Source organism: Chryseobacterium populi (assembly GCF_000282115.1).
Lineage (GTDB): Bacteria > Bacteroidota > Bacteroidia > Flavobacteriales > Weeksellaceae > Chryseobacterium > Chryseobacterium populi.
In genome coordinates, this window is sequence record NZ_AKJY01000082.1 from 1 (window position 1) to 9,491 (window position 9,491).

Genomic DNA, 9,491 nt, shown 5'->3' on the forward strand with positions numbered 1-9,491 from the left:
TCGTAAACTACAAATTTTGAGACAGAAAAAAGACTGCCCCTTTTGAGACAGCCTCCTCGTTTTTTTATTAAACTGGTCTTAATTCAGCTCCAGGCACACATCTCAAGTCCGGACGGTTGTAAGAATAATCCTCCATTAACAATCTTCAACTCAATTCTTGAAATTTTTTTCAAGTTTCTCATAAAATTTAACTTTTAAAATTAATAATATTTTTTTTCACCAAAGTATTTCGCGATAACTTTTTCTAAAAGTAATACACGGTTAAGTGACTTTTCAATAAGTTTACTTATAAAATCAATAAGTAGTTTTATAATTTTAAAAAGTTTAGTATTTTTCAAAAAAACACATTGATGAGTTTAAGAATAAAGCTTAGAAATTTAAGGTATAGCAGAGACTGGTCTCAAGTAGAAATAGCAGATCATTTAAAGGTTTCCCAACCTGCATATCACCTTTGGGAGACAGATCAAACCAAACCTACCACAGAAAATTTATTGAGAATCTCTGAAGTTTATAATGTAGACTTATATTCACTGTTAGATTTTAAAGATCAAAGTATTAGTCCACAGTATTATTTTATTGATCCTAAATTATTAGAAAACCTAATTAAAAATCAAAATAAGATTTCGCAACTGCAGGAACAGATAATTAAAATAATGGAGAATCAAAATAAGACGATTGAAAATCTCTTAAAAAAGTAAAAATATTATTATTTTCCGGAAAAAACTTCTTTAGCATAGTCACCGCTAGATTGTGGAATTTCTATTACAATATTTCCATTTTCAAAATAACCGATGGTAGAACTTCCGTTTTCTAATTTCACTCTGAAAACATCTTTCTTCGTCGTGGCTTTAAATGTAGCATATGGGACAGAACTTTCTGAACCTACCAGGATAAACTGATTGCTGTCAATCTGTACTTTCTGTAAGTTCAATTTTCCGTTGCTGTATTTTTTAGCTGTATTTTCTGTAGAAACAGGCGTACTTTCTACCGGCGAACTTGTTGTTGCTACCGGTTCGGCTTTTACTTCTTCAACAGGGTTGGTAACGATAGCAACAGGATTAGATACAGGAACATTTACAATAGTTTGTCTTAAAGCATCCTGAAACCCTTCTTTATAATCTTTAATCGTCGAGCCTGCCTTGATGGACTGTAAAACCTTATCATGACAGTCTTTAAACTGCAAAATAACTTTATTTCTTAAAAAGCTGCTGTCATCCAGAATATCCGCTTTTAAAGTATTACAGGCATTGTCACCTTTCGATTCTGCGGGCCATAGATCTTTATCTCCCTGAAGAGTAACATATTTTTTTCCTTTCAGTGCTTTCGCCAGAAAATCATCTAACCCAAAATCATTATCCTGCTTAAAGCTTGGAAATTTATCAGGAATAGAAATATATTTATAATCCGATACTTTTTGTCCGAAAACAATCATAGAACAGATTGTAAAGACAAATACTGATAGCTTTTTCATTGTTTTAAATTTTAGTCATTTCTAAAGGCTCCCATGTCCAATTTAAGGGAGAAGAAATTGGAGTAGAAATTAGATCCGCCAATTCCTGAATTAGTAATGGCATAATCAAGGGTAAGCCCTCTGTATCTTATCCCGATACCGGCACTGGGCTGGAAAGATACTTTTCTTTTTAAATCCTCAATATCTGTGATCGACTGAAAACGGTTTACCCCTAATCTCACGAAGATCATTTTCTGATATCCCAATTCAGCTCCCAGATAAGGAGTAATACTTGCAAAGTCTGTAGAGATCAGTGCTGCCGTTTTAGCAAAATCTATATTTAAACCGGCTTCCGGCAATACATACACACTGCTGTTGATTTCAAATACTTTACTCGCCCCCACATTCAGCTTAGGCATTGTGAGTTCCATCTTATCTTTTGGTGCAGGGTTGAATTCTTCCCCGTTCACCACAGTTGACAATTCTTTCTGATTGATGCTCCAGAAATTGACTGTAGTAGTAGCATCACGAAGCATACCTCCGAATTTCCAGCCGTTATCTGCCTTATAAATAGCTCCCACATCAAAACCGAATCCATATCCGTTGGCAAATTTCCCTACATTTCTGTACACAATCTTTGCGTTAACCCCAACATCCAGCTTAGGATTTCCTCCGGGATGAAAAGCATAAGAAAGAATGGCTGCATAATCGGATTGTGAGAATTTAGTGATCTTATCATAATCAATATTCCCTTCAGAATCAATCATCTGAGTAGTATTCAAAATATTATCCACTCCAAGTCTTACTACCGAAACTCCGAAAACACCTTCTTCCAATACCTTTGCATAGGCCAGATAATCATATTTTGCAATAGATTCAAAATATTCTGCGTGCATTGCAGCTCCCTGCCAGTCTCTGTCTATAGACATCAACCCTGCCGGGTTCCACATGGGAGAATATACATCATCCTGATTGGAAATTACCGCTCCTCCCATAGCAAGCCCTCTTGCGCCGGCTCCTATATTTAAGAATTCATTAGAGTATTTTCTTATAATCTGAGACTGGGAAATCACAAACACAAAAGAAAAAACAAGTAAAAGATATTTTTTCATCATATATATTTGATGCTTATAGTTAAAGTTTTTTTGTTTTCCTGGCTTTTATCAATCCGTTGACAATAATAGCCAGTATCATTACAAATGAAGCAATATAAAATATGGGACTCATATGTTCTGATTCGCCAAAGATAAAAAAAGCTAGTATAATTCCGTAAACCGGTTCTAAATTAACTGTTAAAATTAGGGTAAATGGCGAAATATATTTCATTAAATTCACAGATTCCAGCATAGGAAAAGCGGTAAAAACACTCGCCAACAAGCATATTAACGCAATATCCTGGTAATTTATTTCATTCATCTGAAAAATTTGGCCTGAGAACGAATAAAATATTAATAAAACAGCCCATCCACAGAAAATTTCATAAAAAATAATATTTCCCGAGCTCGTTTTCCCAAACATTTTCCCATTAAAAACAGAGAAAATAGTTCCGAATATGGCACAAAGGATTCCATAAAAAATCCCTTCCTTATATTGAAATTCAGTTTTAAAAATCAAAAGGATACAGGCAACAATAACAACGCCCATGATAACTTCCGAAGCATCAATTTTCCTTTTAAAAATAACAGGTTCCAATATCGATGCAAAAAGTGTTGATAAGGATAAACAGCTCAACGCTATGGAAACATTTGACACTTTAATGGAATAAAAGAAACAAAACCAGTGTATTGCCATAGCAGTCCCGATAGCCGCCAGCTGAAAAAATATTTTCAAGGAAACTTTGATGCTTTCTTTTTTGTAGACTCTTATAAAGGCATACAGAAAAATAGCTGCAAACAGCATTCTGTAAAATACGAGAATCTGCGCATTGGCATGAATCAGTTTTCCTAAAATTGCAGTGAATCCCCACAAAAAAACAATTAAATGCAATCTGAAAAGCGCTAATTTATGCATAATCTACCTCCTTTAAGTTTTAACATGCAAATGTACAAATAGCTTTTGCAAATCTTACAAAAAACATAAATTTACTATCATAAAAATACAGCTATGGAACTTTTAGATGTCTTCTCATCAGCAAATGCCTGGTTTGCCCTTCTAACTTTAACATTTCTGGAAATCGTATTAGGAATTGATAATATTGTTTTCATTTCAATAGTTTCCAATAAAATTGATCCTAAGGATCAGAGAAAGGCTCGCAATACAGGACTTTTCCTCGCTATGCTTTTCAGAATTGCATTATTATTCGGAATTCAGTGGGTGGTAAGTCTCAATCAACCGTTGTTTTATATCAACTGGTCCTGGCTTCATGGGTATGTGACGGGGCAGTCAATAATTATTTTCCTGGGAGGTTTGTTCCTTTTGTATAAATCCGTCTCTGAAATTCATCATAAAATTGAGGGCGATGAGCATCTTGAAGTTTCCGGCAGCAAAAGCTCTCTATGGGGATCAATCATACAGATTGCCCTTTTAAATTTAGTTTTTTCTTTTGACAGTATTTTAACCGCTGTGGGTTTGGTAAGTTTTAAAGAATTTGGAAATGACGGCGCTTTAATTATTATGATTCTCGCAGTAGTTTTTTCTATTGCAATTATGATGCTCTTCGCCGGGCCTGTAAGTAAGTTCGTTAATGATCATCCTACCATTCAGATTTTAGGCCTCTCATTTTTAATTTTAATAGGTGTCATGCTTTTAGCAGAATCTTCCCATTTAGGGCATTTTAGTTTATTCGGACAGGAAGTGGGCATTATTCCCAAAGGCTATCTTTATTTTGCCATTTTCTTTTCCTTAGCTGTTGAATTTATCAATATGAAAATCAAAAAAAATACAAAACCTTCTCTTTAACATTTATTAAAAAACCCTGAAAGTTTGTTCAACTTTCAGGGCCTTCAAATAATAAACTATTAAAAAAATAAACTAGGAACTTAGAGTATTTGTGTAAAGATTATTATCTCTACTACTCTGTTGTAAAGTTAGAAAAAATATCAATGGTTTAAAAATATTTTTTTGTTAAATATTTCACAAATTTCTGAGAACCAATATATTAAACACTTGTTTACTTCTATTTGCATTATATCTAAATTATAGTATCTTTAGCCGTGAAAAATTGAAATTTATGGACATTGAATTCAACAAACGAGAAGATCAAAATCGGTTGAAATTATCTGAAATAAACCGTCTGCTTGCTGAAATAAAAAAAGGGGGTGGTGAAAAAAGACTTCAGAAGTTACGTGATGAGGGAAAAATGACGGCAAGAGAAAGGATTGAGTATCTTCTCGATAAAGGTTCGGATTCTATTGAAATAGGGGCATTTGCAGGCTACGAAATGTATCAGGAACATGGTGGCTGCCCTGGCGGTGGCGTAGTTGTGGTGATGGGATATGTTTCCGGAAGACAATGTCTGGTTGTAGCCAATGATGCTTCAGTAAAAGCCGGAGCATGGTTTCCGATAACCGGAAAGAAAAACCTGAGAGCTCAGGAAATTGCCATGGAAAACAAGCTTCCGATCATTTATCTGGTAGATTCTGCAGGTGTTTATCTTCCGATGCAGGATGAAATTTTTCCCGATAAAGAACATTTTGGAAGGATTTTTAGAAATAATGCTAAAATGAGCTCCATGGGGATCATCCAGATATCAGCTGTAATGGGAAGTTGTGTTGCAGGAGGTGCTTATCTTCCCATTATGAGTGATGAAGCGATGATTGTTGATAAAACCGGCTCTATTTTCCTTGCAGGAAGTTATCTTGTAAAAGCTGCCATCGGAGAAAGTATCGACAATGAAACTCTTGGAGGAGCGACTACCCATTGTTCTATCTCAGGCGTTACAGATTATAAGGCTAAAGATGACAAAGATGCTTTAGACAGGATTAAAAATATTATGAAATCTATCGGAAGTACTGAAAAAGCAGGATTTGACAGAATTGAAAGTTTTCCTCCGAAAGAAACTCCGGACCATATCTTTGGGATTATGCCAGTTTCCAGAGCTGAGCAGTATGATACCTATGAAATTATAAAATGTCTGGTTGACAATTCAGAATATGAGGAATATAAAGGAGATTACGGTAAAAGTATTGTTTGTGCTACCGCAAGAATTGACGGATGGTCTGTAGGTATCGTCGCCAATCAGAGGAAGCTTGTAAAAAGCGGAAAAGGAGAAATGCAGTTTGGCGGTGTGATCTATTCCGATTCGGCCGATAAAGCAACAAGATTTATTGCAAACTGTAACCAGAGAAAAATTCCTTTGGTGTTTTTACAGGACGTAACCGGGTTTATGGTAGGCTCAAAATCCGAACATGGAGGAATCATTAAAGATGGAGCAAAGATGGTAAATGCCGTTTCCAATTCTGTAGTTCCTAAATTTACAATCATTACCGGAAACTCATACGGAGCAGGAAATTATGCAATGTGTGGAAAAGCTTACGACCCAAGATTAATCGTAGCATGGCCATGGGCAGATCTTGCTGTAATGGGTGGTGCACAGGCTGCAAAAGTATTGGCTCAGATCCAGGAGTCTACTTTGAAAAAACAGGGTAAAGAGATTACAGAAGAGGAACATAATGAGATTCTGGATACCATCTCTAAAAGATATCAAAAGCAGACAGAAGCTACTTATGCGGCTGCAAGGCTTTGGACAGACGCTATTATCAACCCTACAGACACCAGAAAATGGATTTCTATGGGTATTGAAGCGGCAAACCATGCCCCAATCACTGAAAAATTTAACTTGGGAGTTATTCAGGTGTGAAAAACATTCACATTTTAATATAAATAAGTGATTTTATTTAAACAATTCACTAAAACAATAGCAATATGATGAAAAATTCACATTGCTATTGTTTTTTTTAATTACATTTACAAAAAATCACCAAGTTATGAAATACAAATTATTTTTAGTTATTGTAATCGTCTTTAACTATTCTTTTGGACAGGTTTTTTCAAAAGATGCTTTGCCTGGTCATGTTTTCCATTTCGATTTTCAAAAATTCGAAAGCCAGTTCAGGGAAAGCCGTTTGAAAAAAGAAAAAATCTCCCGGGGATTTATTGATCTTCCCGGGGAAAATGGGAAAAATATAAGATTTATTTTAAATGAAAACAATCTTACAGAAAAAAGGCTTGATGCAATCCTTACTTTTGACGGGGTGAGCGATGATATGACCTCTTCCTTAAAATTATCCGTTTTTAAAGATCATCTCAATGCAGTTATCAAAACCAGTACCGGATACTTTTTTGTAGAACCGTACAAAACAGCTCCTGGCGAGTATAGGATGTACAGCGCTTTTACAAATTTTGGAGACCAGCCTACCTGTGGAGTCGAAGAAAATGATATTATCAAAGAATTAAACGCAATAAAACCATCTCTGACTTCAAAATCAACTACAAACTTTCCCTTTGGGAAGCAGATCCGGAAATTCAGACTGGCAGTAGCTGCTACCGGCGAATTTGCACAGGCTTTTAGTGGAAATAAAGATAATGCTTTGGCGGAACTCGTAAATATGGTGAATCTTATCAATAAGATCTATGAATCTGAAGTTTCCGTGACATTCAGCCTTATCACTGAAACAACCAACAAAACACTGATATTTGCAGATCCTGCTACAGATCCGTTCACTGTAGATCCTTCCTTTGCCAGCGCAGCTAATTCTCAAACTGGTTTTAATACGTTAAATACCAATACAACACTTATCTACAGTAAATATGATATCGGGCATACATTTCATATTTTAAGCAGTGGTGGCGCTCAGGGCCAGGCTGGTCCACAACCCTGTAATAACACTTCAAAGGCAAGAGCATGGAGCCAATGGGCTCTAACTATGGCTAAGGGAACTGTTGCAGCTTTGATTGCCCACGAAATGGGACATCAATTTTCTGCCGGACATACTTATAATGCAGTCGGAGGCAGTACAAGCAGCCCAACATTCTGTACAAGCGGCTGGAATTCGGCTGCAGCTGTTGAACCGGGTGGGGGAACAACAATTATGGGATATTCACAAAACTGCACAACACCAAACAATCAAACAAATACAGGGATTACAAAATTAAATTATTTTAATGCCAAAAGTTTAGATCAGATACTTTCCTACCTGCAATCATCGGCTAATTGTTATACTACTGTAGCAAGTACCAACCTTCCTCCTGCTGCCAATGCCGGAGCAGATATTACAATTCCGAAAAACACTCCATTTAAATTAAAAGGAATCGCCAGTGACCCCAACAACAGCAACCTGTCTTATACCTGGGAACAGGCTGATATAGCTACAGCTAATGATAAGGGAGCATTTGGTTCAACTATTAACGGAACCGGAGGTTATTCGGCTGTCAACAGTACCACTGCACCATTATTCCGTTCTGAACAAAGTACATCTACTACAGAAAGATATTTTCCTAAAATGCAGTTTGTCATTAACAATCAAAACAACCCACCTACTAATGATGCAGAGGCCTTATCTTTGGTAGCGAGAACAATGAAATTCCGTTTTACGGTAAGAGATAATCATGTCACAAATGGTGGTCTGGACTCTGATGAAATCATTGTAACGGTTAATAATACCGGGCCGTTGGCTGTTACCTATCCAAATGCAACAGGTATTTCAGTTGCATCAAACACCAATGTCACTGTAACATGGGCAGTCAATACTACAAATACTATTAAAAGTAATGTTGACATTCTATTGTCAGCAGACGGAGGTATATCGTTTCCTTATACTTTAGCAGCAAATGTTTTAAACAACGGAAGCTCCAGTGTTGCTATTCCCTATATTCCTGCTACAAGTAAGGCAAGAATTAAAGTAGTGGGAGTCATCAATCCGTATGCAGAATTTTTTGATGTATCCGATAACAATTTTACAATAACATCAAATTGTGCAGCATATCCTTCATATATTACCCCAAAATCTTCTGTTACCGCTATTTCAGGCAGTGCATCAACCAATCTGAATATGTCTGCTCCTCCTGTAGCAGGTGATCCATATACTTCAAAAACCATTGTATATAATGCTGCTCCTACTAACAATAATATCATCACATACAATGATTCTTCTCTGACAACAGCAGTAACTGCAGTCAGTAATTATATATCAAATATATTCAAATTCAGGGTTACAGAAAGCGGGACATACACTTTTACAAGAACTCCTTCTTCTTTCTTAATTATGTCAGTACACAGTGGTAATCCTGCGTCGGTTTCCAACTTTTTAACTTCGAATGCCTATAAGAACGGTTCAAGTTACTCTGCCAATGCTGCTACAAAACCTCTAATATTAAATGAAGGCACTGATTATTATTTTGTTATTACAAACTTTTCCAATCCTGCAAACAATATAAACTACATAATTAACGTCAGTGGGCCGGGAAGCTTTTATGAAACATCGACAGCTCCTAGTGGTTATAGTTATACATTTGCTGCGATCAACAATTCAACAGGTAAAATTCAAGCAGTGAGTCCAACAGCAAACTTTACATCGCTATCAGCAGGTACATATACTATAAAAGGTATATCATACAGCAGTACAGCGAATGTTTCAAGTTTTGTCGGTAAGAGCATTAGCGAGCTTATTGCTTTAAAAATCTGTTTAAATGAAAGCAGAAATTCCAGAACATTAACTATTACTGCAAGTAAGAATTTAGATACAAAGGATCTTTACAGTGACACCAATATTAAAATTGTCCCAAATCCTGTGGAGGATATACTTTCCGTAATTACTCAGAAAGAGATCAGCTATTACGAAATCTATGATAGATCTGGACGGAATATGACCGGCAGACAAAGGTATTCAGGAAACATCAGTTTCAAAGAATATATATCTGGTTCATATATTATAAGACTCTTTGATAAGGAAGTCCTGATCCATCAGGAAACTGTTATAAAAAAATAATATCTGTTCATACATACAATCGAGATGGTTTAACAGCCATCTCTTTTTGGTTAGGTATATAGCAAAAAAAAGTCTCACAGAGTATTCTGTGAGACTTTTTTATAAAAACTGGCGGC

General features: G+C 35.9%; 8 protein-coding genes. 4 read left to right on the forward strand and 4 right to left on the reverse strand.

Translation table 11 applies throughout. The features are described from left to right. Nucleotides 1–83 precede the first annotated feature (83 nt). Nucleotides 84–182 carry a bacteriocin-like protein gene (locus tag PMI13_RS21855; protein WP_007845870.1) on the reverse strand — a complete coding sequence of 33 codons (99 nt, stop codon included), beginning with the start codon at nt 180–182 and terminating at the stop codon, nt 84–86. 168 nt (nt 183–350) lie between these two features. On the opposite strand from PMI13_RS21855, the gene PMI13_RS16670 reads away from it, so the two are divergent. Next, complete coding sequence (locus tag PMI13_RS16670) at nt 351–698, forward strand: helix-turn-helix domain-containing protein (protein ID WP_007845872.1); 348 nt, start codon at nt 351–353, stop codon at nt 696–698. Nucleotides 699–706: 8 nt separating this feature from the next. Here PMI13_RS16670 and PMI13_RS16675 read toward each other — a convergent pair whose 3' ends face one another. From PMI13_RS16675 to PMI13_RS16685, 3 genes are read right to left on the reverse strand one after another with little or no spacing between them, the layout of a single operon-like run. Further along, nucleotides 707–1,471, reverse strand: a complete 765-nt coding sequence (locus PMI13_RS16675; RefSeq protein ID WP_007845873.1) for a hypothetical protein — start codon at nt 1,469–1,471, stop codon at nt 707–709. Nucleotides 1,472–1,482: 11 nt separating this feature from the next. Continuing rightward, nucleotides 1,483–2,562 (reverse strand): putative type IX sorting system protein PorV2, encoded by a 1,080-nt coding sequence (locus tag PMI13_RS16680; protein ID WP_449384735.1) that lies wholly within the window; start codon nt 2,560–2,562, stop codon nt 1,483–1,485. 22 nt (nt 2,563–2,584) lie between these two features. Beyond that, nucleotides 2,585–3,460, reverse strand: a complete 876-nt coding sequence (locus PMI13_RS16685) for a DMT family transporter (RefSeq protein WP_007845877.1) — start codon at nt 3,458–3,460, stop codon at nt 2,585–2,587. Nucleotides 3,461–3,553: 93 nt separating this feature from the next. Between PMI13_RS16685 and PMI13_RS16690 the strand changes: the two genes are divergently transcribed. The 3 genes from PMI13_RS16690 (at nt 3,554) to PMI13_RS16700 (ending at nt 9,375) form a co-directional block, all read left to right on the forward strand. Then, nucleotides 3,554–4,348 carry a TerC family protein gene (locus tag PMI13_RS16690; protein ID WP_007845879.1) on the forward strand — a complete coding sequence of 265 codons (795 nt, stop codon included), beginning with the start codon at nt 3,554–3,556 and terminating at the stop codon, nt 4,346–4,348. A 271-nt stretch (nt 4,349–4,619) separates the two neighbouring features. After that, the gene (locus PMI13_RS16695) at nt 4,620–6,248 is read left to right on the forward strand and encodes an acyl-CoA carboxylase subunit beta (RefSeq protein WP_007845881.1); all 1,629 of its coding nucleotides are present in this window, start codon (nt 4,620–4,622) and stop codon (nt 6,246–6,248) included. 127 nt (nt 6,249–6,375) lie between these two features. Further along, nucleotides 6,376–9,375, forward strand: coding sequence for a reprolysin-like metallopeptidase (locus PMI13_RS16700; RefSeq protein ID WP_007845882.1), 3,000 nt, complete (start codon nt 6,376–6,378; stop codon nt 9,373–9,375). Nucleotides 9,376–9,491: the final 116 nt, after the last annotated feature.

Bases quoted from the DNA above. Each gene is read 5' to 3' on its own strand.
- PMI13_RS16695 (WP_007845881.1), top strand. From the start codon at position 4,620: ATGGACATTGAATTCAACAAACGAGAAGATCAAAATCGGTTGAAATTA.
- PMI13_RS16690 (WP_007845879.1), top strand. From the start codon at position 3,554: ATGGAACTTTTAGATGTCTTCTCATCAGCAAATGCCTGGTTTGCCCTT.
- PMI13_RS16680 (WP_449384735.1), bottom strand. From the start codon at position 2,562: ATGAAAAAATATCTTTTACTTGTTTTTTCTTTTGTGTTTGTGATTTCC.
- PMI13_RS16670 (WP_007845872.1), top strand. From the start codon at position 351: ATGAGTTTAAGAATAAAGCTTAGAAATTTAAGGTATAGCAGAGACTGG.
- PMI13_RS16685 (WP_007845877.1), bottom strand. From the start codon at position 3,460: ATGCATAAATTAGCGCTTTTCAGATTGCATTTAATTGTTTTTTTGTGG.
- PMI13_RS21855 (WP_007845870.1), bottom strand. From the start codon at position 182: ATGAGAAACTTGAAAAAAATTTCAAGAATTGAGTTGAAGATTGTTAAT.
- PMI13_RS16700 (WP_007845882.1), top strand. From the start codon at position 6,376: ATGAAATACAAATTATTTTTAGTTATTGTAATCGTCTTTAACTATTCT.
- PMI13_RS16675 (WP_007845873.1), bottom strand. From the start codon at position 1,471: ATGAAAAAGCTATCAGTATTTGTCTTTACAATCTGTTCTATGATTGTT.